The organism is Granulicatella elegans ATCC 700633 (genome assembly GCF_000162475.2).
GTDB lineage: Bacteria > Bacillota > Bacilli > Lactobacillales > Aerococcaceae > Granulicatella > Granulicatella elegans.
In genome coordinates, this window is record NZ_KI391971.1 from 618583 (window position 1) to 644468 (window position 25886).

Consider the following 25886-nt stretch of genomic DNA (forward strand, 5'->3'; position numbering starts at 1 on the left):
TAGCGCATTATAGCGCTATTTTTTATTTTAATGTAAAACTCATTGAAACTGGGTTGTGATCGGAATGTTGGAATTCTAAGTCATGTGCTTGGACATGATTGAATTGTACATTGTCTGAAATAATGAATCCATCGACTAATGTTACAAAAGTTCTTCCTTTTTGGTATCCTTCATCTAATGCACGAGCTGAAGGAATTTTTTGTTGTGCTAATCCTTGAGTGGCTAATGTAAAATGCTTTGAAAGATTTTCTACTGGGAATGGGTGAGTCCAAGTTTGTGGTTCATCAGATGTTTGGAAGACTTCCGGACTTTTTCCAAGTAAAATATCATGATTAAAGTCACCACCGACAATAACATAGTTTCCTTTTTCATATTCACTTTCCATATAATGGAATAGCTTTTCTAACTGGCTTTTTCCAATTGTTGGATCTTTTGTATATGCAGATAAGTGAATATTGATTAATGCTAATTGTTTCTGATTTGACACGGGTAAGTAACTAACAGTAAAAGCTCTGTCTAAATCGAAAAATTTATTAAAGTTCGTTTCAATTGGTAAACTATATCGTTGGCTCGATTGAATCGTATATTTGGACATCGTTAGGAGTCCAGAAGTTGCTTTTCCAATTGGGTCTAATATTGGATAAAATAAATACGGTGAATCATAGTTTTGTCCAAATACCCAATTTTGCTTCTCAAAAGCCTGAGTGATGAATTCTACTTCATCCACATGTTGGGAACGATCTCCATCCGTGTCTATTTCTTGAAATAGAGCAATATCTGGTTGAATCATTTGAATAGCATTTTGGATTCCTTGCATATTGTCTAATACAGTTTCTCGATTGTAAGCTCTTGAATATTTCCCGCCATCCATAAAGAAGCTATAATCTTGAGGATAGGCTCCATATCCAATATTAAAAGAGGATATGGTATACTCTTTTCCAGTATTGAGAGATTGATCTGTATGGCTTGTAATTGATAAAGTCAGATTATCTTCTAAACGATAATAAGCCGTATAACCATAAATAAAATAGCCAATAATCAAACTGATAAAAATAATTATAGGACTTAAAAAATAAAATAGTTTTCGTCTGAATGCTGTTTTTCTTTTCATAATAAATTCCTTTTACTGTCAATAATTTCTTTATAGATTATAGCACGATAATTTAAAACTACATAAAGGAATGAATTTCATTTCATTGACAGTGCTTTCTATTTTGGTGTATAGTGGCTCTGTTATACAGATTACTAGGAGGTTTTGTTATGACAGAAGTAGAAAGTTTTACATTAGATCATAATAAAGTGATTGCACCTTATGTGCGTAAAATTACAGAAGAAGTTGGAGAAAAAGGAGATCGTATTACGAATTTCGATATTCGTTTCTTACAACCAAATAAGCAAGAAATGCCAACAGGGGTCATTCATACATTTGAACATTTATTAGCGGATTTATTAAGAGATCGAGTAGATGGAATTATTGATATTTCTCCATTTGGATGCCGTACAGGATTCCATTTAATTACATGGGGAACACCAAGTGCAGAAACAATTGCTGTTGAGCTAAAAGCAACATTAGAACAAATTGTTCATGAAATTCGTTTTGAAGATATTCAAGGAATTTCAGCAGTACAATGTGGAAACTATAAAGATCATTCATTGTTCGGTGCAAAAGAATACGCAAAACAAGTATTAGAACAAGGAATCAGCATTGACCCATTCGAAAGAAAAGTTATTTAATAGACGGAACAATTGTCGTGAAGTAGAGAGTGTAAACTCAGAACTTCACGTTTTTTTAATTTTTAGAGGTTAGGATTTTAATGAGAAAAAGACCTTTATGAAGTAGCTTGAGTAATATAAGTTTTTCAAGCTTATATTACAGGAAATTTTGAGACTACAGGCTCAAAATTTAGCCATGAAACCCGAAGGGGTTGCTGGCGTCCTTAGCAACTTCATAAAGGTCTTTATTAATTTATAATAGTTATTTTCTGTTTTGTTTTCCGCTGTTTTTTCCTGTTGATGTGCGGTTTCTTTGCGCAAATGTTTGTTGAGCAGGTGAAACAGTTGTATTATTAGGATTCTTAACAGTGTTAGTTGTATCTGGTAAGATAACTGAATTTCCTTGTGCCTCTAATTCAGCATCGATTTCAGCTTTTACTTTTGGACGAATGAATTGGTTTTGAATCCAAGTTTGTAAAATAGCTGTTAATCCAGAAGTGAAGAAGTAAATCCCAATCCCTGCAGCTGTACCAACCGTGAACATTAGCATCATGACTGGCATCAAAAATAGCGTAGCTTTAGCTTGAGCCTTTTGCGTTTCATCCATATATAATTGGCTAATATATCCTTGGATTAAATAAATAACGGCAGTTGCAATTGCAATTGGTAAATACGTACTACCTAATGAAACTCCCATAAATGAACTATTTGAAATTTCAGGAGAGTATAAAATCGCATTATATAAAGCACTATAGACGGGCATTGTGACTAATACTGGAAGACATCCAGAAGCAACCCCACCTGTTAATGAAACATTATTTAAACGATAAATATCCATTGTATATTGTTGAACTTCCATACGTTGTTCTGGTGTTGGGTTATCCCCATAACGTTCGTTCATTTTATCAATATATGGTTTTAATAATGCCATTTTTTCTTGGTTCATTAACATTGTTTTCATTTGTTTAAACATCGTTGGCATTAAAATAATACGAACTACAATTGAAACAATCATAATAGAAATGACATAGTTTCCACCGATTGCTGAAGCAATCCAGTTTAAAATGGTTTGAGTTGGTACTGCTAAATAATCATACACAATTCCATACGGTTGATTAGTGGCTTTGTCGATTTGTACACATCCAGAAAGGAATAGTACAAGTAAGCTCGATAGAGCTGCTAATTGAACTTTTTTTGTTAATTTCATGAATCACATTCCTTTATTTTTTTCTGTTAAACACAATCATTTTACTTTATATTGAATAGAATAGCAATGAAAATCAGTCGTATGTGGCTCTCTCTCTTTTATTTTTTATCATTAATAATAAATTGAGAATCCTTTATAAATTGGTTCGTTTTCAATAATTTCTAATGTTGATGAACGGATTTTTGCATACGGAGATGGGGGAGAGGTTTTTACTCGGTCTACAAAAGCATAGGCTCTCTCCGGGGTATCCTGGACAATGATTTCAACGGAAGCATCGATTTTATTTTTTACCATTCCGTTTATCTGTAATTGGTCTGCTAAACGTTTTGTATAAAAACGAAATCCAACTCCTTGAACAAGTCCCCAAACTCTTAGACGTAAAGTAATCATTTGAATTCCTCCTTTTTAACTATCCTATCAAAAATATATGAAATTTCAATGGATGAAGATAACAAGTTTTGAAAAAGTCTGGTATACTGTTCAAGAGAGGTGATAGATATGTATTGTGTTATCCAAACAAAAGGGGTCGATGAACCTTGGTGGATGATGGACGACTGGAAAGAGATGATTGTTTTAGAAGAATTTTGTTCCACTCTAGAAGAAGCAAAAGAACTTTATAAACAATTAGTAGAAACATATACAGCTAAATATCAAATGAAACGTGAGAAACATTTTTCTTGCGCATTTTGGGATGAGAATGAATGTGAATATTGTGAGTCCTGTGAGGATTGTTTGCAAATTTATTATGGAGTACTCATTTTAACACCAGAAGGAAAACTATATTCAGAAGGAGAGTAAAGTGGCTAAGCAAGAACAAAAGAGAAAAAGAAAATCTACAAAAAAGAAGACTGAGTCTACAATGTCCATTGAAATTGTGATGGCGATATTGATTCTAATTCAATTGTTAGCCATTTTTAAATTAGGATTTTTAGGACGATTTTTTGCCAATAGTATTCGTTTTTTTGTAGGAGATTTATTTATATATGCAGGGATTGTTGGAGTACTCGCTTCAATAGGAGTTTTATTCCGTGGAAGAATACATTCTATTCCGAAAAAATGGATTGGAGTCGCTACATGTCTTTTAATTGGGATTTTTCTTTGGGTAGAAGTGGCTGTATTTAGTAATCATGTTCAAGAAGGCGGTCAGTTATTTAAAGAAATGATGGCTCGTTATGCGATTGATTTTAAAGCAAATGCTATCGAACAAAATTTAGGTTCGGGGATAATTGGAGCATTATTTTATACGATTACTTATTTCTTAGTTTCTCAATGGGGAACTTATTTGACGATTTTCGTACTATTTATGATTGCCATATTCGTAGCATTTGAAATTCACTTAAGAGATGTTTTCGAAGTTTTAAGAAATTGGACAGCCCAAGTTAAACACCAATTAGAAGAAAATAAAGTGGAAAAAGCTTCTCAAGTTCGTGAAACAAAACCAGAAGTGATTGAAGCAAAACCAAAAGAAGTAAAAGAAAAGAAAGCTTCTTTAATAGACAAGATGAAAAACTTTGTTTTTGATGAAGAGGAAGAAGAGGATGAGTTTGAAGAAATTTATCCAGAAGTAACACCACCACCTGTTACAAAACCAGTTGTAGAAGAAGAGTTTGTTCAACCGAAAAGAGAAGAACCAACTTCTTTCAATCCTTTTGTCGAACCAACAGAAGTAGAGGAAGATACGGAAGATTTAGAAGACTTTGTCATTAATGGAGGAACTGATGATTCAGATTATCAATTGCCACCATTAACATTATTAAATCCAATTCCACCATCTGATCAATCAGATGAGAAGATGATTGTTGAGAAGAATCTTAAAATTTTAGAAAGAACGTTTGAAAGTTTTGGAGTAGAGGCAAAAGTGATGCCAAATCCATTAGTAGGGCCTGCTGTAACTAAATTTGAAATTAAGCCTGCTATTGGAGTGAAGGTTAGTAAAATTGTGAATTTAAGTGATGATATTGCTTTAGCTCTTGCTGCAAAAGATATCCGTATTGAAGCGCCAATTCCTGGAAAACCTTATGTAGGAATTGAAGTTCCAAATAGTAAAACGAGTTTTGTGGCTTTCAGTGATGTGATTCAAGCAGCTCTTCAATCACCAAAACCATTGGATGTGCCTCTAGGAAGAGACATTTCTGGAAATGTTCGATTATGCGATATTTCTAAAATGCCGCACTTATTAATTGCTGGTTCAACGGGTAGTGGTAAGTCCGTTTGTATTAATGGGATTATTACAAGTATTTTGATGAAGACAAAACCGCATGAAGTTAAATTAATGATGATTGACCCTAAAATGGTAGAGTTAAATGGCTATAATGGGATTCCTCATTTATTAACGCCTGTTGTAACGAATCCAAGAAAAGCAGCGCAAGCTTTGAAAAAAGTTGTGAGTGAAATGGAAAAACGTTATGAAATGTTTGCGGCAATGGGAATGAAAAATATCGATGGTTATAATGCGCATGTAGCTTCTTATAATGCTGAAACTGGAGAAGAGAATCCATTACTTCCATATATTGTAGTTATTGTGGATGAGTTAGCAGACTTAATGATGGTTGCGAGTAATGAAGTCGAAGATGCGATTATTCGTTTAGCGCAAATGGCTCGTGCAGCGGGGATTCATATGATTTTAGCAACGCAACGTCCATCAGTTGATGTTATTACCGGGATTATTAAAGCAAATGTACCTTCAAGAATTGCCTTTGCAGTATCCAGTGGTACAGATTCTCGTACGATTATTGATTCAAGTGGTGCTGAAAAATTACTTGGTCGAGGAGATATGTTATATATTCCAATGGGTGAGAATAAGCCGATTCGTGTGCAAGGAGCTTATTTAACCGATGAAGAAGTAGAAAGAATTGTCGAATTTGTAAAAACACAACAAGAGGTGGAATATGACGAGACAATGATGCTTCCAGAAACATCAGAGGGTAGTTCGGATGATCCTGAAGATGATTTGTTTTATGAAGTATTAGAAATGATTCGAGAATTAGAAACGATTAGTACTTCTTATATTCAACGCCGATTTAAAATTGGATTCAATCGTGCAGCTCGTTTAATTGAAGAGTTAGAAGCAAGAGGTTACGTAGGGCCTTCAGAAGGAAGTAAGCCAAGAAAAGTAAACTTAGATGCTTTTGATCATGAAAATGACTCACAAAATCCACCAACTGTGTAACAAATGAAATGCTAGGACAAGTGATGCCGAAATGTTAGAATAAAACCTAACAAAAAGGTTCGCTAACCTAGCATTTTTTTGAAATCAGTCTTTAGATGGATAGTCAGGAAAGAAGGAATATGTTACTTTTATAGTGAGAAATTACTCTAAAGAAAGAAGGGTAGAAATGAAAAATAATCGATTCATCTTAATACTATTTATTATAGCGATTGGGATGTTTTTAACGGGATTTCAATTATTCACGAATCACCATTTACTGTATTTATTTGTTTTAGGAATTATTTTTGTAGGAATTGCCATCCAACTAAAAAATCGTTTTATTCGGACAAATGGGCTTTTCTTTGGAATATTAATGATTTTATTATCTGTATTTTCTACATGGGGAATTTGGTTAGCAGGAAGTATTTTAATAGTTTATGGTCTTTCTTATGGTAGAAAATTAATTAAAAAATACTTTTCAGCTGATAGTGAATGGATTTGGAAGAAAAAAAGATATGTTTCCGTTAAGCTAGAAGAACCGTCAGACCGATTTGGAACACAAAGACAGGAATGGATTGGAGTCCAAAAAATTGGAAAAGACACATTTGAATGGGATGATATTAATATTAGTCAATTAATGGGAGACACGATTATTGATTTAGGAAATACGGTTCTTCCAAATGAACAAAATACCATTATGATTCGAAAAGGTATTGGACGTATTCGTGTTATTGTTCCTATTGGGGTTGGCGTGAAACTTTGTCATAATGCATTTATTGGTGAAGCAAAGTTTGATGGGCAACAGTTAGAATTAAAAAATGAGACGATTACAATGTATTCGGAACGCTTTGAATCGAGTCATAAAAAAATTATCATTATCTCATCAGTTCTTGTAGGAGAAATTGAGGTGATTGAAGCATGAAAAAGTGGTTTTTACGAATCTGTTTTGTTGTGTTTCTCTTTGTCTCCAGTATTTTTCTAATTGGTGTAAATGTTATTCATTCTTTATTTGGAATTGAGTTATTTGAAAAACTGTCGTCTAATCAGTTAATTATATTATTTCTAGTAGTGACATTAATTGTATTTGTTATTACTTTTATGGCAGCAAGTATTGTATTTTTCTTGCAGCGATTAACGGATTCTGTTATGTACAATCAATTAGAAGCCATTAGAAATCAACAATATTCAAATGTAAAAAAATCAGTGGATGAAATTTGGTATCGTCCTTTATTAATGATTCGATTGGATACATTTTTCCAAGAAACTGCTAAAATAGCAGAAATGCAGGAACAACTGGTTCAAAATCTTCAACAGATTTCTTCTAGACCAGAATATATTGGTGAAGAAACGAAGGAAGAAATTATTGAATTGGAAAGACATCGTATTGCTCGAGAATTACATGATTCGGTGAGTCAACAATTATTTGCTGCGATGATGATGCTTTCTGCGATGAATGAGCAAAAAGAACAATTATCTCCAGTAATCCAGCAACAATTAGCATTAGTAGAGAAAGTTATCAATGATTCTCAATCAGAAATGAGAGCTTTATTATTACACTTACGTCCGATTTCACTTGAAAATAAAACATTAGTTCAAGGGATTGAAAGCTTATTAAAAGAATTAACGACAAAAGTGCAATTATCGCTTCACTGGGAATTAGATGAAGTGACACTACCTAGTACTTTTGAAGATCATCTTTTTAGAATTGTACAAGAATTGGTGTCCAATACATTACGACATGCAAAAGCCAAACAATTAGAAGTCTTTTTAAAACAAAAGGATGATTATATTATTTTAAAACTAGTCGATGATGGAATTGGATTTGATACAAGTGTTTCAAAAGCAGGTAGTTATGGTTTGAAAAATATTGAAGAACGTGTTGCAGGAATGGGAGGACAATGCAAAATTATTAGTATTGCCAATCAAGGAACGATTATTGAAATTAAAATTCCTCAAAAGCAGGAGAAGGAGTAGTTGAATGATTAAAGTTCTATTAGTAGATGACCATGAAATGGTTCGATTAGGTGTATCAGCCTATTTATCTGTTCAAGAGGATATTGAAGTAATAGCTCAAGCAGAAAATGGAAAAATCGGTGTTGAAAAAGCACTAGAATTAAAACCAGATATTATTTTAATGGATTTAGTAATGCCTGTGATGGATGGAATTGAAGCGACAAAAGAAATTTTATCTAAATGGAAAGAAGCTAAAATTATTATTGTGACAAGCTTTATAGATGATGAAAAAGTTTATCCAGCTATTAGTGCTGGGGCAAAAAGTTATTTACTAAAAACTTCGTCTGCTTCTGAAATTGCTCAAGCGATTCGTGATACTTATCGTGGAGAAGGAGTATTCGAAAAAGAAGTAAGTGAGAAGTTAGAACATCGTCATGAAGTAGAAGAAGAATTTCGTTTGTTTGAAGAATTAACGAGTCGTGAAAAAGAAGTGCTTTTATTGATTGCGCAAGGGAAATCGAACCAAGAAATTGCGGACGAGTGTTTTATTACGTTGAAAACGGTGAAAACGCATGTTTCGAATATTTTATCGAAGTTGCAAGTAGAAGACCGTACACAAGCGACGATATATGCTTTTAAGCATCATTTAGTCCAACCATAAAGGCATAAATTTTTAAAGACTTTTCTGATTATAGTAGTAGTGGACGGCAGCAGCTTCGCAGAGCGAATCTCATGCCTAAAATTTGAGCCTGGGGTCTCAAATTTTCCAGTGATAAAAGCCATTCTTGGCTTTTATCACGAATACTACTATGAAAAGTCTTTGTGGGTTGTTTTGTATATATTAGAGTACGTAAAATAGAGTGATTATTTTAGTAGAAAAATGCTAAAATAGTCATTCTATTTTTTATTTTACAATAGCCAAAAAATATTGTACGCTTAGGATTAGAAAAACTTTTCATGAAAGTAGGATATTATGATACGGAATAGTAAAAAATCAATGGGATTAAGCGATAAAATCCGTATGCAAAGAGATTCAAAAGAAATATTATTAGAAGGATCTTCTTGGCTAACGATTGGTAGTATGGTTTCGAGATTATTAGGAGCATTATATATTATTCCATGGGGAGCAATGTTTGCGACTCAAAGGGATGATGCAAACTTCTTATATTTCATTGCATACAATATTTATGCTTTAGTATTACAAATTTCAACTGCTGGAATTCCAGTAGCGATTTCAAAAATTGTGGCAGATAATCAATCAAGAAAAGATTACGAGACAAGTTGGAATATTTTTAAAGGCGGAATGTTATTTATGACCGCAACAGGAATTGTCAGTGCGATTGTCATGTATGTAACGGCTCCTTATTTTGCAAAAGGAGGTTCTGCTCAAGAAATTCAAGATAGTATCATGGTCATTCGTTCACTTGTTCCAGCAGTAGTGATTATTCCACCATTAAGTTTATTAAGAGGATATTATCAAGGATATAGTGATATGGCACCTTCTGCTAAATCTCAGTTATGGGAACAAATCGTGCGTATTATTTATATGTTACTCTTAACGTTCATTGTCATGAAATTATTCGGTGGCAGTTATGCTGTCGCAGTTGCGCATTCAACTTTTGCTGCATTTGTTGGGGCGGTTGTTGCATTTATCTATTTAGGGTATAAAATGTGGAAAGATATGCCTGGTATGAAGCAATTAATGAGTGAAGGGCGACCTGCTCGTAATATGAGTTTTGGGCGAATTGTATTTGAAGTGATTCGTGAAGCCTTACCATTTGTGATTGTGACTTCAAGTATTCAGTTAATTAGTATTTTGGATCAAGAAACTTTCCAACCACTAGCGATGACATTTACTCATTTGAATTTTGAACAAAGTAAAGAATTATTAACAATTTTTGGATTTAATGCCAATAAAATTATTATGATTATTTTATCTCTTGCCATTAGTATTTCAACAGCGGCATTACCATTGTTAGCTTCTCATTTTTCTGTGAAAAATCATGTAGAAGTGAAAAATGTGATTGAGGAAAATATTGGTTTGTATTCCTTTATTATGATTCCAGCTTCTGTTGGAATGGCAGTGGTAGCAGAGCCAATTTATAATGTGTTTTATTCTCCAAGTAAAGATGGAACGTATTTATTAATGGTTTCTTGTGTTTTATGTATTTTTATGGGGGCCTTTACAGTCTTTACATCGATTCAACAATCGATGCAGCAACATATGATTGCTATTAAAGCTTTAGTGATTGCTTTAGTGGTGAAAATGTTATGGCAACCAATGATGATTTATTTCTTTGAAGGTGCGGGACCATTATGGGCGACAAGTCTTGGATTTATTTTAGCAACCGTTTATATGGGGTATCACTTATATTACCAAACCTTATTTAATCTAAAAAAAGTCGCTATTCAATTAGTCAAAGTAATGGGAATTTCATTGGTTATGCTGATTGTCAGTTCCTTAACTCTAGTAGGATTAAAACAAATCATTAATATTGATGGGAAATTAATGGCGTTGATTGCTGTTGCGATTGTTGGTTTTGTTGGAGCGATTGTTTATGGATTAATGAGCTTATATACAAGATTAGCAGACGAATTATTAGGGCAAAGAATGGTTGCGATTCGTAGAAAACTAAAAATGAAGGAGTAGGTTTAGTGAGACTAGATAAGTTTTTAGCCGATTCTGGAATAGCAACACGTTCTCAAGTAAAATTAATTTTAAAACAAAAGCGTGTTCGAAAAAATCAAGAAACTGTGACGAATGGTAAAGTACAAATCGATGAAAAATTAGATGAAATCTATTTAGATGATGAAAGAGTCTATTATGAAAAATATTTGTACTATGTGATGAATAAGCCAAAAGGGGTTGTTTCAGCAACAGAGGATACGAAACATGCAACCGTGTTAGACTTAATTGGTGAATTAGCACAAAAACGAGGAGTCTTTCCTGTAGGAAGACTGGATATTGATACGCATGGATTTCTATTATTAACGAATAATGGAGCTTTAAGTCATGCAATGTTATCTCCAAAAAAACATGTGGAAAAAACTTATGTTGCTAAAATTGAAGGAATCATGACTCAGGAGGATCAAGTTTCTTTTGAAAAGGGAATTACATTGGATGATGGTTATGAATGTATGCCGGCTCATTTAGAGATTCTTTCCGTAGATAAAAATCATCAAGCTTCACTTGTTCAAATTAAGATAAAAGAAGGTAAATTTCATCAAGTGAAACGTATGGTGAAAGCTTGCGGAAAAACGGTCATAGATTTACAACGAATCAGTATGGGACCATTACACTTAGATAAATCCTTAAAACTTGGAGAGTTTCGTAGTTTAAAGGATTCCGAATTAGAAGCCTTAAAAATTTTTAATGTAGAATTGTAATCAATAGAGGAGTAAGAAATGAATGTTTCTTATTCCTTTTTTAGTTATCTCTTCTAGCAAAATATATGGAAAAATGATAAGATAAACCTAATGAATTTCGTAAAGGAGCGATAATATGACAATTGATTGGAAAAAAGAAGTCGAAAGCCGTAAAGAAGACTTATTAAAAGATTTATTTGATTTATTACGTATTGATAGTGTTCGTGATGATTCAAAAGCAAGTGAGGATGCACCAGTAGGCCCTGGTCCTAAAAAAGCTTTAGAAGCCTTTTTAGCTATTGGGGAACGTGATGGATTTACAACAAAAATGGTTGGAAATTTAGCAGGTCATATTGAATTTGCTCCAAATCCTGATTATAAAGAAACATTAGGAGTATTAGGACATGTGGACGTTGTTCCTGTTGGAACAGGTTGGGAAACAGATCCTTTTGAACCACAAATTATCAATGACCGTATTTATGCACGTGGTTCAAGTGATGATAAAGGGCCAAGTATGGCAGCTTATTATGCGCTAAAAATTATTAAAGAATTAGGATTACCAGTCTCAAAACGTGTTCGTTTCATTATTGGTACAGATGAAGAATCTGGTTGGAAATGTATGGATCGTTACTTCAAAACTGAAGAAATGCCAGATTTTGGTTTTTCACCAGATGCTGAATTCCCAATTATTAACGGAGAAAAAGGAATTTTATCACTACATTTTGAGTTAGCAGCAGGAGAAAGTGCTGGAGAATTCCAATTGAAAAACTTCAATTCTGGATTAAGAGAAAACATGGTACCTCAAGATGCTCATGCAGAAGTAGTTGTTCCAAATTCTTCTGAATTTGTAGCAGCATTTGAAGCGTATATTGCAGCAAATCCAGTTGAAGGAACAGCTTCAGTTAATGAAGATGTAGTTGTATTAGATGTAGTTGGTAAATCAGCTCATGGTTCAACTCCTCATGCAGGAATTAATGCAGCTACTTATTTAGCAGCATTCTTAAATCAATATGAGTTTGCAGGACAAGCGAAAAAATTCTTATCATTTGCTGCAGATGTGCTTCACTTAGATACAGATGGCGCAAAATTAAATGTAGCATTTGAAGATTCAGTAATGGGACCATTAACTGCAAATGCAGGTATTTTAACATTTACCCCTGAAGTAGGAGGAAAATTAGTGGTTAACTTCCGTTACCCACGTGGAATTGATGCAAAAACAGTAGAAACAAAAGCAAATGCTGTGTCATCTAATTATGGATTGACTGTTTCTGCAGGTAAATCTCAAGTGCCTCACTATGTTTCACCAGAAGATCCATTGGTAGCAACATTATTAGAGGTATATGCAAAACAAACAGGACTTCCAGCTCATGAACAATCCATCGGTGGAGGAACTTATGGTCGTATTTTTGAACGTGGAGTAGCGTATGGAGCTTTATTCCCAGATTCAATTGATACAATGCACCAAGCAAATGAATTCTTTGCACTAGATGATTTATTCCGTTCAGCAGCAATCTATGCAGAAGCGATTTATGAATTAATCAAATAATCAATAAAAGAATCTTTCTAAAGGACCAAATATTCGCTATAAATGACGGATTTTGGTTCTTTTTTTCGAAAAAATTTTTGCTATAAAGTATACAAACGTGATATACTAGTCCTGTATGTAAATTAATATGTAGATAAATAAATTTTGGAGGAAGAGATATGGGATTTGTATATTTCTTACTTATAATCGTGGTAGCCGGTGCCATTGGTTATGGAGTAGCACATTACTTAAGTCAAAAACAAAGTAAAGTTATCGAAGAATTAGGAGTTAAAAAACAAAAATTAATGACTGTTCCAATTGCAGATATTTTATTTACTTTAAAAAATCTGAATTTGACAGGACAAACAAAACGTACGTATGAAACTTGGCAAGCAACTTGGCAAACCATTACTCGTTTCCGTTTTCCAGAGATTGAAGCAGCATTAGTAAGTGCTGAACAATATACACAACGTTTGAATTTTGTTAAAGGTTCTCAAATTTCAAATCAAGCTAGTCAATTAATTGAAGAAACGAAAGCAGAAGTCGATAAAATTTACACAGCATTACAAAAATTATTAGATAGCGAAAAGAAAAACCGTGAAGAATTAGAAGTATTACAAGAACGTTATGCAAGTATGCGTAAAGATTTATTAGCACATAGTTTCTCATTTGGTGAAGCACTAGAGTCATTAGAAAAACGTTTATCTTATTTAGAATTAGATTTTACAAAATTTAATACTCTAACAAATGAAGGTGACCACTTAGAAGCTAAAGAAGTATTAGGTCGAATCGAAGCTGAAATGCAAGATTTCGAACAAATCGTTGAAGAAGTTCCTAAATACTTAAAAGAAATCGAAGAAGAATATGAAGACCAAGTAGCTGACTTAAAAGAAGGCTATCAAAAAATGGTGGAAGAGCATTATCAATTCCCTAAAATTTCTATTCCGACTGAAATTCAAAAAATTGAAGAAATTATTGCTGTTGCAAGAGAACATATTAAGGCAACTGAATTAGAAGATGCTCGTCAACAATTAGATAAAGTTGCGCGTGAAATTGATCAATTATATGCAGTAATGGAAACTGAAATCGAAGCAAAAGCATTTGTACAAAGAAATCGTGCTCAAGTTGAAAGAAAATTAAATCAAGTATTACAAAGCAACCGTTATGTTAATATCGAAGTGGATCGTGTATCTCAAAACTTTGTATTATCGAATAATGAATTTAATCGTGTGCAAGATTTTGCAAAACAATTAGAAAAAGAACAAGAGGCAGTTGCTTACTACAGTAAAGCATTACAAAATCAACAAGTTCCTTATTCTATTGTGAAAGAACACTATGAAATTGTATTAAATACCTTAAAAGAAATTGATGAAAATCAATTATCATTAGTAAATACATTGACTGATTTAAGTCAACAAGAAAAGAGTATTCGTGATGGATTAGATGTTTTTGAATTAGATTTACGTAATATGAAACGTACGATTGAAAAATATCATTTACCAGGCTTACCAAAAGAATATTTAGAATTATTCTTTGCAACAAGTTCTCGTATCGAACAATTATCTCAATTAATGAATCGTGTAAAATTAGATATGACTGAAATTACAGGATTAAATCAAACGATTGAAGATGATGTTGAAAAATTAGATATTATGACAGAAGAAATTGTTGACCATGCTCAATTAACAGAGTTCATGATTCAACATGCGAACCGTTATCGTTTAGATCATCCAGAAATTGATACAGCTATTCAACAAGCTTTAGAACAATTTAATCATTTCTATCGTTATGAAGAATCATTAGCGATTATTGAAAAAGCATTGAATCAAGTGGACCCTGGTTCTGCTCAACGTGTACGTGATAATTATCAATCAGAAAAGAATAATAGTCTATTCTTCTAAAGTAAAAAAGAAGCCGTGAGGCTTCTTTTTTGTTTTTAAAATCTCATTTTACGTGTTTTTTTTACAAAAAAATGGTACACTTAAAATAATATGGTAACGAATGAAAGGATGAAAGTTGTGTCTCAAAAGAAACAGCGTTATCGTGCAAATATTGCTGGAAAGACTTATACCATTTTAGGTACAAAATCCCATCAGCATATGCATAGCGTCATTAAATTATTAAATGAACAGTGGAATGAACTTAGTGAAGTTGCGAAAGAATGCTCTAATGAAGAAAAGGCCATTTTATTAGCCATTAATGCAGTGAGTTTACAATTAGAAAAACAAGAACAATTAATGATGTTAGAAGAAGAAAATCAACAATTGAAGAAAAATGTTCCTCATCATAGAGGAAGTAAACGTCAAAGTATTGCTCTAGAACGTAAGGAACAATTTGAAAAACAATTTGCAGAACAAGAAGATTTATGGAGAAAGTAGGTACTAAATGGTAACAATAGGAATTATCATATTTTTATTATTAGGAATTTATACAGGTGCTAGAAGAGGATTAGCTTTACAAATCCTTCATCTTGTTGGATATATTCTATCAACATTTATTGCAGTATTTGGTTATCGAGCATTTTCTAAAATGATTGAAATGTACGTACCATTCCCATCTTACATTCCTGGAACACATTTAGCAGTTTTTTCAGATGGACAAGCATTAGAAATGGACCAATCATTTTATTATTTATTCTCGTTTATTATTATTATGGTTGTGAACTGGGCAATTGTTCGTTTGATTACAACAGTGATTAAAGAAATGATAAAATTACCAATTATTAAACAATTTAATACATTAGGGGGAGCAATTTTAGGATTTGTTTTCCACTATGTAGCGATTTTCTTTGTATTATATTTAGTAGCGATGATTCCTACAGATTCAGTACAAAAGATTTTTGAAGGACATACTCTAGCAAATTGGATTGTGACTAATACACCATTATTCTCAGGAATTGTTAAAATGTGGTTGTTTTCATAATCTATGATTAGAAATCCATTCAACAAAGAATAGTAGAATCTATAAGAGTGGAAAATAATTTTATTTTTCACTTTTTTTCTGTCTAAAAGGAGGAGAAAGCATGAATCAAAAAATTGAAGATATTTTAGAATTTCATAAAATAAGACATGCTGTAAAAGAATTTGCGAATACTCAAAAAGCAAAAACAATGATTCTTCAATTACCAATTGAAACGAATGCTAAAAAAATTCGCCATAAAATTGAAGAAACAAGAGATGCAGTGACGCTTTTACGATTAAAGCAAGGAATCCCCATTCCTAAATTAGAAGATATTAGTGTATCAATTAAACGATTAGAAGTAGAAGCAGGATTAAATGGAAGAGAATTAAGTGAAATTTTAAAAGTATTACAAACAACGAATCAAGTGGCTAATTTCTTTGAAAAAGTGAAGGAAGAAGAGATTACATTAGATCGATTGCCACAATTAGTAGAAAAATTAGAATATTTACCTGAAATTTCGAAACAATTACAGTTATCTATCCGTGAAGATGGATATGTATTAGATGATGCTTCCATCCCATTAAAAGGAATTCGTCAAGGAATTTCCAGAACTGAACAAGAAATTAAAGGACAATTAGATACGTATGTCACTGGGAAATATGCAAAATATTTAACGGACTCTTTAATTACAATTCGTAATGATCGTTATGTTGTTCCTGTTAAAGCAGAATACAAATCAACCTTTGGTGGAATTGTGCATGACCAAAGTGCAACAGGGCAAACATTATTTATGGAACCACAAGCGATTGTAAACTTGAATAATAAATTACGAGATTATCAATTACAAGAAAAGAAAGAAGTCGAGCGCATTTTATTGGAATTATCTGAAAAATTAATGCCTCATACACCTTCACTAACACAAAATCATTATGTATTATCTCGTTTAGATATCGCAAATGCAAAAGCACTCTATGCCAAACAAATAAAAGCAAATGAGCCAATTATTGATGAAGAAAATCACGTTGCGATTTGGCAAGCAAGACATCCGCTTATTTCGCCAAAATCAGTAGTCGCTAATGATATTATTTTAGGGCAAGAATATCAGTCAATTGTTATTACTGGTCCAAATACGGGTGGTAAAACTATTCTTTTAAAAACGATTGGGATTATCCAATTAATGGCACAAATGGGATTATATATTCCAGCACTACCGGACAGTCGTGTAGGAGTCTTTACTCAAATTTTCGCAGATATTGGGGATGAACAATCGATTGAACAAAACTTGAGTACATTTTCATCCCATATGTCTAATATCGTTTCAATTTTAAATAAAATTGATGAAAAAAGTTTAGTATTAATGGATGAAATTGGTTCGGGAACGGATCCACAAGAAGGAGCATCACTCGCAATTGCGATTTTAGATTATATTGGAACAAAACAAAGTTATGTAATTGCAACGACTCACTACCCTGAGTTGAAAGTCTATGGATATAATCGAGTAGGAACGATTAATGCAAGTATGGAGTTTGATAGTGATACACTTCAACCAACGTATCGATTCTTATTAGGAGTTCCAGGAAGAAGTAATGCCTTTGATATTTCAGCAAGACTAGGACTTCCAAAAGTTGTGATTGAACAAGCACGACAATTTATTTCTGTTGAGAGCCAAGAATTAAATGAAATGATTTCTGATTTAGAAAGAAAACGTCGTATTGTAGACCAAGAAAAATCAGTGATTCAACAACAATTAAAAGAAAGTTCGCAATTACTAGAAGCATTGAAACTTGAAACAGAAAACTTCAAAGAAAATAAAGCTCGACTTATTGAACAAGCAAAAGAAAAAGCCAATGAATTAGTAGCTCAAAGTCAAGAAGATGCAGAAAAAATCTTGTCGGATATTCGTGCAATGCAATTGAAGAGTAAGGAAACAGTTGTCAAAGAACACGAATTGATTGAGAAGAAAACAGCTTTAACGGATTTAAAACATGAACAAGTGTTGAAGAAAAATAAAGTTTTAAAACGCGAAAAGGCTAAAAAATCATTACGTCCAGGACAAAGTGTAGAAGTCACAAGTTTTGGACAAAGAGGAACATTAGTTGAAAAAATTTCCGAACAAGAATGGGTTGTTCAAATGGGCATTATTAAGATGAAATTGCCTGTTGAAGATTTGATTAGTATTGAGGAAGAACCAAGTAAACCAACTCAAGTGATTGTGAAGAGTCATCGTTCGAGTCATGTTTCAACGGAATTAGATTTGCGTGGGAAACGTTATGAAGAAGCTATCAAGGATTTAGAATTGTTCTTAGATGCAGCTTTATTAGCGGGATATCCTCGTGTGACGATTATTCATGGTCGTGGTACGGGTGCAATTCAACAAGGTGTTCATAAGACTCTAAAGAAACATCGTAGTGTGGCTTCTTATGAATTTGCTCCAATGAATATGGGAGGAAACGGTGCTACTGTAGTATTATTTAAATAATATATAAATAGATTTTTCTGATGTAGCAAAAGACGGCAGCAGCCTCGCAAAATGCGAGGCTCGTTGTTTTTATTATTGTGGAATTTTTCGTGAGCAGAATATTTTGTAAATAGCATAAGCCTTGATATACTATGTTTACAAGTGAGAAGAAAGGGTGATTTTAATGGTACAATCATTAAATGATAGCAATTTTGTAGAAAAAACAAATGAAGGAGTTGTGTTAGTAGACTTTTGGGCACCTTGGTGTGGACCATGTCGTATGCAAGCTCCAGTTATCGATGCATTAGACGAAGAATTGGGAGATAAAGTGACTTTTGCAAAAGTTGATGTTGATGAAAATCCTAATACTGCTCGTCAATTTGGAGTAATGAGTATTCCAACTTTACTTGTTAAGAAAGATGGAGAAGTCGTAAATAAAGTAATCGGCTACCATTCTAAAGAACAATTAGAAGAATTGTTAGAACAATATTTATAAGAAATAGACTTTTCTAAATGTAGCAAAGGACGGCAGCAGCCTCGCAAAAATGCGAGTCTCATGCCTAAAAATTGAGCCTAAAGTCTCAATTTTCCCTAGTACTAGTATCCAAAAGCATGGATACTAGTATCCATGCTTTTGGATACTAGTACGCTTGCTACTGGGAAAAGTCTTTTCTTTTTATAAAAAATAAGAAGTGGAATGATTTGTTTGGTCTATAGAAAAATTTAAGAAGAAAAAATTTTCTTTGTAGCATTAGTAAAACTCCAGTTCTTCATGGATTTTTACAGGGGAAATTCGAGACCAAGGCTCGAATTTTAGCCATGAGACTCGCGTTGCGAGGCTGCTGGCGACCTTGTAGACAAAGGGAATTTTTTCTTCTTAAATTTTAGTAAAAGATGAAATAACTGTATCATTTGCCATGGTACTATTGGCATTGTTGTCATTAATTGTCAAAATCATAGAAATAATGACAAAAAAATAACACCGCCTATAACTTTGACGAGTTTGCGGTGTTAATACACTAAAAATAAGCCACCGTCTTTTTAACGGTCTACAAGAGAGTCGAGTTCGCGCTCGGCTCTTTTTGTATCTTTAGTATAACACAAATTGTGTAATATACAAATTATTCGAGCAATCATCGCTCTGCTTATAAACATCTATAAACGGCAATCTAAAAACTCACAATAGTTTTGTTTACGGATAGAAAAATTTAAGAAGAAAAAATTTTCTTTGTAGCATTAGTAAAAATCCAGTTCTTTATGGATTTTTACAGGGGAAATTCGAGACCTAGGCTCGAATTTTAGCCATGAGACTCGATTGTCGAGGCTGCTGGCGACCTTGCAAACAAAGGGAATTTTTTCTTCTTAAATTTTATTTGATAGATTTTAAAAAATATTTTCTTAACTGTTGACAAAAGGAGATAAAAGGATTATAGTTAGTTACACAAGTAGTTAACCGGTAAAGTGTTTGATTTTATAGAAAGGAAGAGAGGAATGAAATTTGATTTTCAAAGTGACTTGCCATTATTTCAACAAGTGGCTTATCAACTAGAATTAGAAATTTTTAGAGGAACTTACCAAGAAGGGGATCAAGTTCCTTCAACAACAGAGATATCCACGAGTTATCAAATTAATCCAGCAACAGTATTAAAGGGGATGAATTTATTGGTTGCACAAGATATTTTAGAAAAACGTAGAGGATTAGGAACTTATGTTAGCGTAGGTGCAATGCATATTATCCAAACAAAACGACAAAAAGAATTTTTGGAATCGACCATTCCAACCATCGTTCAAGAAGCACAAACATTAGGCATTAGTAGTCAGGAACTTTTATCAATGATTGAAAAAGAAATGACTCGATAAGGGAGTGAAAGATATGACATTAGAAGTTAGAAATGTATCAAAAAAATATAAAAAAAATCTTGCAGTAAAAGATGTGAGCTTTACATTACAACCAGAAAGTATTTATGGATTACTTGGAAGAAATGGTGCTGGAAAAAGTACAGTTTTGAATATGATTGCTCATCGAATTGAAAAGAATTCAGGGGAAATCTTATTAGATAATCAGCCTTTATGGACAACTCCAGAAGCAATGAGTGATATTTACTTATCAAGTCCTGAAAATTGGTTCCCAATTGATTGGAAAGTGAAAAAAATTGTTAAAGTTTTCCAACAAATTTATCCAGAATTTGATACCGAGTTTGCCGAAGAATGCATGAAAGCATTTGGAGTTGACGAGAAAAAGAAATTAGTCGAATTATCTACAGGATATAAGAGTATTGTAAAGTTAACATTAGCACTAAGTGTACCTGTATCCTATGTATTTTTAGATGAACCAGTTTTAGGATTAGATGCAAACCACCGTCAATTATTTAATAAAAAATTATTAGAAGCGTATGCTCGTAGACCGAGAACTTTTGTGATTGCGACGCATTTGATTGAAGAAATTTCCTACTTATTAGAAGAAGTCATTGTTATTCGTGACGGGGTTACTTTCCAACAATCAAGTGTTGAAGAAATTTTACAACATGCTTATTTAGTAACAGGATCAAAAACAGTTGTGAGTGAAATTATTGCAAATCAAACTATTATTCATCAAGAGGAAGTTGGAAATCAATTTCAAGCAGTGATTATCTCACAACAAGTTCCTCAAGAAACAGCCGATTTTTCCGTTCGTCGCTTGACATTACAAGAGTACTTTATTCAGCTAACACGCAAGGAAGGTGAATAAGATGACTCGATTTTATCAATTGTTGAAAATTCAAATTTTAGATTATTTACGTATTTTACTAATTGGGTTAGGTTCTTATTTGGGTGTCATTAATGTTCTAAATTTTATCGATAGATCTGAGGGATTTTCATTTACAATTAATTTACCTGCTATAAGTTTTTTAGCAATTACTTTATTAGGAATAGCTTTTTCAGTTGCTGATTTTAGAATAATGAACCAATTGAGTTTTACAAGAAGAGAACAATATCAATTTCCGATTTATATGGGAGTTATTATGACAACATTATTAACACTCAAAAATATTTTCTTTTATGTATTAGCTAGTAAAGCAGCTTCAGTGGGAATTAAATTAATTCAATGGACTGATTTAGAAAATGACTTTGTTTTAGGAACTCTTTCTTTATGGGGTTGGTTACTAGTAATGTTTTTATTCTCATCAATTATAGGGTTTATTCTAAATAAGTTTAACAATCAAAAGATTGTGTTAATCGTTACTGCAACAAGTTTAGGGGGAATATTTGCACTTTTTGGAATATTTGCTCGTTCAGAAGTAGTGAATAATTTCCTAGATAGAATGATTCAATACAATATCCCACTTAGTTATATGATGATTGCTATTTGTGTTTTACTATTATACGTAGTGATTCGTCATCATGAAAGTAAAGAAGTCGGTGTAGGAATGTAGAGGTGCTTGTCATGTCAAATTTACAAAAAAGATTACTAAAGTTATTTTTAATGGAACGTTTAAAAGTGATGGGGCTAACATTTTTATTCTTTAGTGCTATAGTAGTTATTTTTTCATTGATTCCTCGTATGGAAACTTTTGTGTTTGAGTTTGAGTTTGAGGGAAGTACATTGATCACGTTTGCGATGATATTCAGTATATTTTTAAAATGTATCCCTCAATTTCAATTGAGTACGATGGCAGGGTTAACTCGAAAGAAAATTATTATGAATGAATTGTTGTTGAACACTATCAATGTACTAATTACTTTAATCATCTTTTTGATTGCTTCCGTTTTAAAGATTAATTGGACAATCGGATCGGTTCATATTTATTTTAGCCCTGAGATGATACAGTTTGGTTTAAATTCTATGACAGGAATGATTGCCATTTTTCTTAGCTTGTTTGCAAGTTTTATGGGTGTGACAACTTTCTTCTTTGTAATGAACAAGTTTACATCGAAAAAAGCATTTGTGTTTATGATATTTTTAATGTATCCAATCGTTGGACTGCTTGTCATGATTGTGACATCGATTCCAAATTTATTAAGCTTCTTAATAGCGAGCTACAATTTCTATATTCAAAATCTATTTATTGGAAATGTCATCCTTTGTGGAGTGATGACAGTTTTATTCCTACTTGCAATTTATAAGCACGAAAGTAAGAGTACAGTTTCAGATGTTTAAGGATAAAACATGTTAGTAGTTATTGCTAACATGTTTTATTTATTATGAAAATATGTTTTTCCTACATAATCAAACAATCCATGGTATAATGAACCAAGAGAATTTAAGGAAGAAGGAACGATATTTTAAAAGCAAGAGGAGAGAATGATGTCAAATTTACAAAAAAGATTGTTGAAGATGTTTTTATTAGAACGGTTAAAAGTTATTGGAATTACTTTACTATTTTTTGCCGCTTTAAGTGCGGTACTTTCTCTATTTCCGATTTTTAATTTCTTAAGAAATTGGATTCTTCCAGATTTCTCGATTTACTATTCGGATAATTTTAGACCTACTATAGAAGGAAATATCATCCTTATGATTGGTATCATAGTGAGTATATTTTTAAAATGTATTTCTCAATTTCAATTGAGTACATTGGCAGGATTAACTCGAAAACAAATTATTGTGAATGAATTATTGATTATTAGTGTATATGTATTGATTAGTATTTTTGTTTTAAATTTTATAAAGATTGATTGGAATTGGGGACTAGTTCGTATATCGTTTAGCTCAATGTTTCCTCCTTTTAGAGAATTTCCTTTAAGTGCAATGATACTAAAACTATTTGCAGATTATTTAGGATGGACTATTTTATTCTTTATTGTTAATAAGTTTACATCTAAAAAGATGATTATAATTCTTTTCTTTTTAATTTATCCATTTGCGGGAACATTCTTTTTGATTTCAATATTGATACCGAATTTTTACGTAATCGTATTTACACTTTTATATTATTATTTTCAATTTCCAATTTTGGGAACTTTTATTGTTTGTGGGGTAATGCTCCTCTTTTTCTTCCTTGTTGTATATAAACATCAAAGTAAGATTACAGTTTCAGTTATTTAATGATAAAACATGTTAGTAGTTTTTGCTAACATGTTTTATTTATTATGAGAAATTTAAGAAAAATAGGCTTTTCCTACAAAATTGAACAATCCATGGTATAATGAATCAAGAGAAAAGAAGAAAGAGTGAACAACATGTCGAAAGCAATAGGATTCATTGATTCGGGTGTAGGAGGATTGACTGTTTTAAAAGAAGCCTTGAAACAATTACCTCATGAATCAATGATTTTTTTAGGAGATTCTGCAAGATGCCCGTATGGAAATCGAACAGTTGAAGAAATTAGAAAATTTACAAAAGAAATGGTTCAATTTCTCCTTAAAAAAGATGTAAAGATGATTGTGATTGCCTGCAATACAGCAACAGCGGTGATCCTAGAAGAATTACAAGAAACATTAGACATACCAGTAGTGGGCGTGATTCAGCCAGGAAGTTTAGCAGCGATTAAACAAACAAAATCACAGAAAATTGCAGTCTTAGGAACTCATGCAACGATTCAAAGTGATGTATATCGTAAAACAATCCAAAAGAAAAATCATCAATTAATGGTTACCAGTTTAGAATGTCCAAAATTTGTTCCTTTAGTAGAAAGTAATCAGACGGATTCTCCAATTGCTAAAAAAGTGGTCGCACAAACATTACAACCTTTAATGGGAAAAGAATTTGATACTTTAATATTAGGCTGTACTCATTATCCTTTATTAAAGCAAAGAATTCAAGCAGTTGTGGGTCCTCAAGTTACATTAATCGATTCAGGTGCAGAAACGGTTTCTACCGTTAGTGCGTTATTAGATTTTAATTATTTAGCAGAAAATTACGAAACGAATCCTTCTCCAACATTAGAAATTTATACAACTGGTTCACCTATTTTATTTAAAGAAATTGCAGAAAATTGGTTGAATAGAAGTCCGTTAACTGTTGAAAAAGTGAGTTTAGAACCTTATAAGGAGGAAGAGATGTCTCAAAAAGAATTAGTTATTGCAACGAAAAATGCTGGTAAAGCAAAGGAGTTTGCTAGTATTTTTGAACCTAAAGGATATAGCGTCAAAACATTATTAGATTTTCCAGAATTGGAAGATGTAGCAGAAACAGGTCAAACATTTGAAGAAAATGCCCGTTTAAAAGCAGAAACAATTGCTGAAAGACTTCAAAAAATTGTATTAGCGGATGATTCTGGATTATGTGTGGATGCATTAGAGGGACAACCGGGTGTTTATTCCGCAAGATATGCTGGAAATCAAAAAAGTGATGCTGCCAATAATGCAAAATTATTAGCTGAATTAGGAGAATTACCTTCTGATAAAAGAAGTGCACATTTCCATTGTTGTTTAGTGATGGCTGCTCCTAATCATGAATCTTTAGTCGTTGAAGGTATTTGTGATGGAGAAATTGCGAAATTTCCTTCAGGAGAAGGAGGATTTGGATACGATCCATTATTTTTCGTCCCTGAAATTCAAAAAACATTTGGGCAATTATCTCGTGAAGAAAAAAATCAAATCAGTCACCGTGCAAAAGCTGTGAACTTATTAGTGGAACAATGGGAAGAATGGCTAGCACTAGTGAATCGTTAGTAAGAGGTGAATGTATGAAAATTATTATTATGAGTGATAACCATGGACAAAAAATAGCATTACAAAAAGTATTTGAACACTATCAATCAGAATCAGATGTTCGTTTTATTCATTGTGGGGATTCAGAGTTTCCTTATGAAGATGAAGTTTTTCAAGGATGCCTTCGAGTAACGGGAAATTGTGATTATGATACAAATTATCCGGAAGTAGAAGTGTTTGAAGAAGGTGGCATTTGTTTTTTAGTAACGCATGGTCATATGCAAGCAGTCAATAGTGGGGTGTATCGCTTAGCGAAATTTGCAAAAGAACAAGGAATTCAAGTAGCTTTCTATGGTCATACACATAAATTGTATGAGGAAACGTATGAAGGCGTATTATGTATAAATTCAGGAAGTGTTTCTTATCCAAGAGGACATTTTGCAATGACTCCAACTTATGCTGTTTTAACAATTCATTCAGAATCAGAAATTGAATTACAATATTTTGATATGAAGCATCAACCATTAGAGGGACTTCATTATTCGTATCATTTAGATTCAGAAAGAGGATTTATTCATGATTAATCGAGTAGTACAAGACTTATTACTAGAAGAAAAGGATAAATTATTTATTGCAGCTGATAAAGTAGCAATTTTGGAAGAAGACCATACATTAGATCATGCCATGTTAGTTTTAACTCATGTTCGTTATTCTCTTATTCCAGTTGTGAATCGCCAAAATAAATTAACCGGATTAATTTCATTAGCGATGATTTTAAATCAAGTTGCCACATTGGAAGAAATTGATTTAAGTCGATTACATGATTTTCAAGTAAAAGAAGCCATGGAAACAGAATTTCCAACGATTACATTTAATACAGATATTGAAGATGTATTGAATGAATTAGTCGATCATAGTTTCTTATGTATAACAAATGATGAACAAGAATTTGTAGGAATTGTGACTAGAAAAGAAGTGTTAAAACGAGTGAATTATATGGTTCATGAATTGAATCGTAAATATGAATTAGTTGAAAAATAATAAA

The 25886-nt window shown here is 32.5% G+C and carries 25 protein-coding genes; 22 read left to right on the plus strand and 3 right to left on the minus strand.

What is annotated here, in order from left to right; all coding sequences use genetic code 11:
• Positions 1 to 22: 22 nt before the first annotated feature.
• Positions 23 to 1111, minus strand: a complete 1089-nt coding sequence (locus HMPREF0446_RS02910) for an endonuclease/exonuclease/phosphatase family protein (RefSeq protein WP_006702905.1) — start codon at positions 1109 to 1111, stop codon at positions 23 to 25.
• 149 nt (positions 1112 to 1260) lie between these two features.
• On the opposite strand from HMPREF0446_RS02910, the gene HMPREF0446_RS02915 reads away from it, so the two are divergent.
• Entirely contained in the window at positions 1261 to 1734 is a 474-nt protein-coding gene (locus tag HMPREF0446_RS02915) for an S-ribosylhomocysteine lyase (RefSeq protein ID WP_006702904.1), read from the plus strand.
• Positions 1735 to 1975: 241 nt separating this feature from the next.
• Here HMPREF0446_RS02915 and yidC read toward each other — a convergent pair whose 3' ends face one another.
• The gene (yidC, locus tag HMPREF0446_RS02920; RefSeq protein WP_006702903.1) at positions 1976 to 2920 is read right to left on the minus strand and encodes a membrane protein insertase YidC; all 945 of its coding nucleotides are present in this window, start codon (positions 2918 to 2920) and stop codon (positions 1976 to 1978) included.
• Between the two features lie 111 nt (positions 2921 to 3031).
• The gene (locus tag HMPREF0446_RS02925) at positions 3032 to 3310 is read right to left on the minus strand and encodes an acylphosphatase (protein ID WP_006702902.1); all 279 of its coding nucleotides are present in this window, start codon (positions 3308 to 3310) and stop codon (positions 3032 to 3034) included.
• Between the two features lie 108 nt (positions 3311 to 3418).
• Between HMPREF0446_RS02925 and HMPREF0446_RS02930 the strand changes: the two genes are divergently transcribed.
• From HMPREF0446_RS02930 to cbpB, 21 genes are all read left to right on the plus strand, one after another.
• Positions 3419 to 3718, plus strand: coding sequence for a DUF1033 family protein (locus HMPREF0446_RS02930; RefSeq protein WP_006702901.1), 300 nt, complete (start codon positions 3419 to 3421; stop codon positions 3716 to 3718).
• A gap of 61 nt (positions 3719 to 3779) precedes the next feature.
• A complete protein-coding gene (locus HMPREF0446_RS02935; protein ID WP_006702900.1) occupies positions 3780 to 6089 on the plus strand; it encodes a DNA translocase FtsK in 2310 nt (769 codons plus the stop codon).
• 166 nt (positions 6090 to 6255) lie between these two features.
• Complete coding sequence (gene liaF, locus HMPREF0446_RS02940; protein WP_006702899.1) at positions 6256 to 6990, plus strand: cell wall-active antibiotics response protein LiaF; 735 nt, start codon at positions 6256 to 6258, stop codon at positions 6988 to 6990.
• Positions 6987 to 8042, plus strand: coding sequence for a sensor histidine kinase (locus HMPREF0446_RS02945; protein ID WP_006702898.1), 1056 nt, complete (start codon positions 6987 to 6989; stop codon positions 8040 to 8042). Before liaF ends, HMPREF0446_RS02945 begins: the two co-directional genes overlap by 4 nt.
• 4 nt (positions 8043 to 8046) lie before the next feature.
• The gene (locus HMPREF0446_RS02950; protein ID WP_006702897.1) at positions 8047 to 8682 is read left to right on the plus strand and encodes a response regulator transcription factor; all 636 of its coding nucleotides are present in this window, start codon (positions 8047 to 8049) and stop codon (positions 8680 to 8682) included.
• A 312-nt stretch (positions 8683 to 8994) separates the two neighbouring features.
• Entirely contained in the window at positions 8995 to 10671 is a 1677-nt protein-coding gene (locus tag HMPREF0446_RS02955; RefSeq protein ID WP_020991314.1) for a putative polysaccharide biosynthesis protein, read from the plus strand.
• A gap of 5 nt (positions 10672 to 10676) precedes the next feature.
• Entirely contained in the window at positions 10677 to 11408 is a 732-nt protein-coding gene (locus HMPREF0446_RS02960) for a pseudouridine synthase (protein ID WP_006702895.1), read from the plus strand.
• A 115-nt stretch (positions 11409 to 11523) separates the two neighbouring features.
• On the plus strand, positions 11524 to 12933 hold the full coding sequence (gene pepV, locus HMPREF0446_RS02965; RefSeq protein WP_006702894.1) for a dipeptidase PepV: 1410 nt from the start codon (positions 11524 to 11526) through the stop codon (positions 12931 to 12933).
• A gap of 158 nt (positions 12934 to 13091) precedes the next feature.
• Positions 13092 to 14813, plus strand: coding sequence for a septation ring formation regulator EzrA (locus tag HMPREF0446_RS02970; protein ID WP_006702893.1), 1722 nt, complete (start codon positions 13092 to 13094; stop codon positions 14811 to 14813).
• A 117-nt stretch (positions 14814 to 14930) separates the two neighbouring features.
• Complete coding sequence (gene zapA, locus HMPREF0446_RS02975) at positions 14931 to 15290, plus strand: cell division protein ZapA (RefSeq protein WP_020991315.1); 360 nt, start codon at positions 14931 to 14933, stop codon at positions 15288 to 15290.
• Between the two features lie 7 nt (positions 15291 to 15297).
• On the plus strand, positions 15298 to 15834 hold the full coding sequence (locus tag HMPREF0446_RS02980) for a CvpA family protein (protein WP_006702891.1): 537 nt from the start codon (positions 15298 to 15300) through the stop codon (positions 15832 to 15834).
• A 100-nt stretch (positions 15835 to 15934) separates the two neighbouring features.
• Positions 15935 to 18292 (plus strand): endonuclease MutS2, encoded by a 2358-nt coding sequence (locus HMPREF0446_RS02985; RefSeq protein ID WP_006702890.1) that lies wholly within the window; start codon positions 15935 to 15937, stop codon positions 18290 to 18292.
• 163 nt (positions 18293 to 18455) lie between these two features.
• Positions 18456 to 18767, plus strand: a complete 312-nt coding sequence (gene trxA / locus HMPREF0446_RS02990; protein ID WP_006702889.1) for a thioredoxin — start codon at positions 18456 to 18458, stop codon at positions 18765 to 18767.
• A gap of 995 nt (positions 18768 to 19762) precedes the next feature.
• Positions 19763 to 20131: a GntR family transcriptional regulator gene (locus HMPREF0446_RS02995; protein WP_006702888.1), complete on the plus strand. Its 369-nt coding sequence runs from the start codon at positions 19763 to 19765 to the stop codon at positions 20129 to 20131.
• Between the two features lie 13 nt (positions 20132 to 20144).
• Positions 20145 to 20999, plus strand: coding sequence for an ATP-binding cassette domain-containing protein (locus HMPREF0446_RS03000; protein ID WP_006702887.1), 855 nt, complete (start codon positions 20145 to 20147; stop codon positions 20997 to 20999).
• Between the two features lies 1 nt (position 21000).
• On the plus strand, positions 21001 to 21684 hold the full coding sequence (locus tag HMPREF0446_RS03005) for a hypothetical protein (RefSeq protein ID WP_006702886.1): 684 nt from the start codon (positions 21001 to 21003) through the stop codon (positions 21682 to 21684).
• An 11-nt stretch (positions 21685 to 21695) separates the two neighbouring features.
• The gene (locus HMPREF0446_RS03010) at positions 21696 to 22409 is read left to right on the plus strand and encodes a hypothetical protein (RefSeq protein WP_006702885.1); all 714 of its coding nucleotides are present in this window, start codon (positions 21696 to 21698) and stop codon (positions 22407 to 22409) included.
• Between the two features lie 147 nt (positions 22410 to 22556).
• Positions 22557 to 23294: a hypothetical protein gene (locus tag HMPREF0446_RS03015; protein ID WP_006702884.1), complete on the plus strand. Its 738-nt coding sequence runs from the start codon at positions 22557 to 22559 to the stop codon at positions 23292 to 23294.
• 134 nt (positions 23295 to 23428) lie between these two features.
• On the plus strand, positions 23429 to 24862 hold the full coding sequence (gene racE, locus HMPREF0446_RS03020) for a glutamate racemase (protein WP_020991316.1): 1434 nt from the start codon (positions 23429 to 23431) through the stop codon (positions 24860 to 24862).
• A gap of 14 nt (positions 24863 to 24876) precedes the next feature.
• The gene (locus HMPREF0446_RS03025) at positions 24877 to 25425 is read left to right on the plus strand and encodes a YfcE family phosphodiesterase (RefSeq protein ID WP_006702882.1); all 549 of its coding nucleotides are present in this window, start codon (positions 24877 to 24879) and stop codon (positions 25423 to 25425) included.
• The gene (cbpB, locus tag HMPREF0446_RS03030) at positions 25418 to 25882 is read left to right on the plus strand and encodes a cyclic-di-AMP-binding protein CbpB (RefSeq protein WP_006702881.1); all 465 of its coding nucleotides are present in this window, start codon (positions 25418 to 25420) and stop codon (positions 25880 to 25882) included. Before HMPREF0446_RS03025 ends, cbpB begins: the two co-directional genes overlap by 8 nt.
• The last annotated feature ends 4 nt before the right edge of the window (positions 25883 to 25886 follow it).

Bases quoted from the DNA above. Each gene is read 5' to 3' on its own strand.
- HMPREF0446_RS02910 (WP_006702905.1), bottom strand. From the start codon at position 1,111: ATGAAAAGAAAAACAGCATTCAGACGAAAACTATTTTATTTTTTAAGT.
- HMPREF0446_RS02915 (WP_006702904.1), top strand. From the start codon at position 1,261: ATGACAGAAGTAGAAAGTTTTACATTAGATCATAATAAAGTGATTGCA.
- yidC (WP_006702903.1), bottom strand. From the start codon at position 2,920: ATGAAATTAACAAAAAAAGTTCAATTAGCAGCTCTATCGAGCTTACTT.
- HMPREF0446_RS02925 (WP_006702902.1), bottom strand. From the start codon at position 3,310: ATGATTACTTTACGTCTAAGAGTTTGGGGACTTGTTCAAGGAGTTGGA.
- HMPREF0446_RS02930 (WP_006702901.1), top strand. From the start codon at position 3,419: ATGTATTGTGTTATCCAAACAAAAGGGGTCGATGAACCTTGGTGGATG.
- HMPREF0446_RS02935 (WP_006702900.1), top strand. From the start codon at position 3,780: ATGTCCATTGAAATTGTGATGGCGATATTGATTCTAATTCAATTGTTA.
- liaF (WP_006702899.1), top strand. From the start codon at position 6,256: ATGAAAAATAATCGATTCATCTTAATACTATTTATTATAGCGATTGGG.
- HMPREF0446_RS02945 (WP_006702898.1), top strand. From the start codon at position 6,987: ATGAAAAAGTGGTTTTTACGAATCTGTTTTGTTGTGTTTCTCTTTGTC.
- HMPREF0446_RS02950 (WP_006702897.1), top strand. From the start codon at position 8,047: ATGATTAAAGTTCTATTAGTAGATGACCATGAAATGGTTCGATTAGGT.
- HMPREF0446_RS02955 (WP_020991314.1), top strand. From the start codon at position 8,995: ATGATACGGAATAGTAAAAAATCAATGGGATTAAGCGATAAAATCCGT.
- pepV (WP_006702894.1), top strand. From the start codon at position 11,524: ATGACAATTGATTGGAAAAAAGAAGTCGAAAGCCGTAAAGAAGACTTA.
- HMPREF0446_RS02970 (WP_006702893.1), top strand. From the start codon at position 13,092: ATGGGATTTGTATATTTCTTACTTATAATCGTGGTAGCCGGTGCCATT.
- HMPREF0446_RS02980 (WP_006702891.1), top strand. From the start codon at position 15,298: ATGGTAACAATAGGAATTATCATATTTTTATTATTAGGAATTTATACA.
- HMPREF0446_RS02985 (WP_006702890.1), top strand. From the start codon at position 15,935: ATGAATCAAAAAATTGAAGATATTTTAGAATTTCATAAAATAAGACAT.
- trxA (WP_006702889.1), top strand. From the start codon at position 18,456: ATGGTACAATCATTAAATGATAGCAATTTTGTAGAAAAAACAAATGAA.
- HMPREF0446_RS02995 (WP_006702888.1), top strand. From the start codon at position 19,763: ATGAAATTTGATTTTCAAAGTGACTTGCCATTATTTCAACAAGTGGCT.
- HMPREF0446_RS03000 (WP_006702887.1), top strand. From the start codon at position 20,145: ATGACATTAGAAGTTAGAAATGTATCAAAAAAATATAAAAAAAATCTT.
- HMPREF0446_RS03005 (WP_006702886.1), top strand. From the start codon at position 21,001: ATGACTCGATTTTATCAATTGTTGAAAATTCAAATTTTAGATTATTTA.
- HMPREF0446_RS03010 (WP_006702885.1), top strand. From the start codon at position 21,696: ATGTCAAATTTACAAAAAAGATTACTAAAGTTATTTTTAATGGAACGT.
- HMPREF0446_RS03015 (WP_006702884.1), top strand. From the start codon at position 22,557: ATGTCAAATTTACAAAAAAGATTGTTGAAGATGTTTTTATTAGAACGG.
- racE (WP_020991316.1), top strand. From the start codon at position 23,429: ATGTCGAAAGCAATAGGATTCATTGATTCGGGTGTAGGAGGATTGACT.
- HMPREF0446_RS03025 (WP_006702882.1), top strand. From the start codon at position 24,877: ATGAAAATTATTATTATGAGTGATAACCATGGACAAAAAATAGCATTA.
- cbpB (WP_006702881.1), top strand. From the start codon at position 25,418: ATGATTAATCGAGTAGTACAAGACTTATTACTAGAAGAAAAGGATAAA.